Source organism: Mycobacterium sp. TH-M106, from assembly GCF_057473765.1.
This window is the reverse complement of record NZ_JBYCLE010000616.1, coordinates 1-1,256: the sequence shown is the minus strand read 5'-3', so window position 1 is coordinate 1,256 and position 1,256 is coordinate 1. Positions and strand designations below refer to the sequence as shown.

Here is a 1,256-nt window from a genome sequence, read left to right as displayed (position 1 = left end):
CGACCAACTTCGCCTGGCTCTTCCCGGTGCTCACCGGGCTGCCCATCTCGCAACAGACCTGGAACATGGAGATCTGGCTGCCCAGCTGGCGGTGAGTTCGCGATCGGTCGCACCGAGATTGCCGTGAGGGCTGTGATCCGGGCCGCGGGCACAACCGTGGCGGCAATCTCGGCGCACTGTCGGTCGTCGCGCACATCATGGCCGCGTGACTCGCGTATTTCTCGGGAGCGAAGCGATAGCGCACGGCAGGCTGACCCGGGGCCAGCTGCGCTGGAATCACCGGCAAGTCCATCGTGATGTATACCTGCCCAAGAACGCGACCAGGTCGCTGCGAGAAGATATCCACGCGGCGTATTTGTGGTCCGGGCGCAGGGCGATCATCGCCGGCCGCGCGGCCGCGGCGCTGCACGGAGCGAAATGGGTGGACGACTTCACCCCGATCGAAATCGTCGGTGGCTTCCACCATCCACCGCCGGGCATCATCGTTCGCCGGGAACGAATCGGCGATGAGGACATCACGGCCCTGGGCGGGCTCCGTGTGACCAATCCGGCGCGCACGGCATTCGACCTGGCGCGGCACCTGCCCCGGAGCCTCGCGGTGACCCACCTCGACGCGCTGTCGGCCGCGACGGGACTGACCGCCGCGGCGGTGACACCGATGATCGCCCGCCACCCGGGAACACGCGGCGTGCGGCAATGCCGGACGCCGCTCTCGTTGATGGATGGCGGCGCCCAATCGCCCAAGGAGACCTGGCTGCGACTGGTGCTCATCGACGGTGGTCTACCGCGGCCGGTCACACAGATCAAAGTGACCGACGGACACGACGTGGCCTATCTCGACATGGGCTGGGAGCAGGCGATGGTGGCGGTCGAGTACGACGGCGACCAGCACCGCGCCGATCGACGGCAATACGTCAAAGACATTCGTCGCGCCGAGATGCTCGATCGCCTGGGTTGGCGCGTGATCAGGGTGATCAAGGAAGACCGGCCGGCGGCAATCGTCCGGCGGGCAGCTGACGTGCTGGCACGGAGGTCGGCGCCGAGAGTGCCGTGAGGGCTGCGATCCGGGCCGCGGGCACAACCGTGGCGGCAATCTCGGCGCAGCAGAGCTGGACCGGGCTAGACCGGATCGCGGGCGGCCGGACAGGACATGCAGCGCGGGCCGCCGCGGCCGGTGCCCAGTTCGGACCCCGCGATGGTCAGCACCTCGATGCCGGCCTCCTGCAGCCGGGTGTTGGTCTGGACGTTGCGCTCGT

3 protein-coding genes are annotated in these 1,256 nt (G+C 68.4%); 2 read left to right on the top strand and 1 reads right to left on the bottom strand.

Translation table 11 applies throughout. The annotated features are described in order from the left end of the window. Positions 1–95, top strand: a 95-nt coding sequence (locus AC2VOP_RS20860; RefSeq protein WP_486962734.1) for a hypothetical protein, incomplete at its 5' end; no start/stop codon positions are given. Positions 96–205: 110 nt separating this feature from the next. After that, positions 206–1,054, top strand: coding sequence for a DUF559 domain-containing protein (locus AC2VOP_RS20855; RefSeq protein ID WP_428899824.1), 849 nt, complete (start codon positions 206–208; stop codon positions 1,052–1,054). Between the two features lie 65 nt (positions 1,055–1,119). Here the strand turns inward: AC2VOP_RS20855 and AC2VOP_RS20850 are convergent. Then, positions 1,120–1,256, bottom strand: a 137-nt coding sequence (locus AC2VOP_RS20850; RefSeq protein ID WP_486962733.1) for an arginine deiminase family protein, incomplete at its 5' end; no start/stop codon positions are given.